We start from the raw sequence: 449 nt of genomic DNA on the forward strand, positions 1-449 counted from the left end.
GGCGAGTGAACGCGATACAGTCCAAACCGAAGCCTTCGGGCAATGTGGTGTACGGACTACCCATAACGGACCTGGATCATACGTGAAGTCTCCTGGAACGGAGCGTGATACAGGGTGAAAACCCCGTAACGTATGAATCAGATCCCGGGGTTGTTCCAGAATAGCGGGGGTTGGATATCCCTCGTGAATTACGCAGGCATCAACTGCGAAGACTAAACACTCCTCGAGACCGATAGCGAACAAGTAGCGTGAGCGAACGCTGAAAAGCACCCCGAAAAGGGCGGTGCAATAGGGCTTGAAATCAGTTGGCGATAGAGCGACGTGGCATACAAGGTCACTCGACGAATGAACTGGGAGCGATCCCGTAGTAAGACTTGAGTGAAGCCGATGTTACGTCGTGCGTTTTGAAAAACGAACCATGGAGTGCATCTGACTGGCGAGTCTAAGGG

General features: G+C 52.6%; 1 rRNA gene. It reads left to right on the forward strand.

Going from position 1 to position 449, the window contains the following annotated elements:
• A 23S ribosomal RNA gene (locus tag AUR65_RS19900) occupies nt 1-449 on the forward strand; the annotation flags it as partial.

This window comes from Haloferax marisrubri, from assembly GCF_001469875.2.
Lineage (GTDB): Archaea > Halobacteriota > Halobacteria > Halobacteriales > Haloferacaceae > Haloferax > Haloferax marisrubri.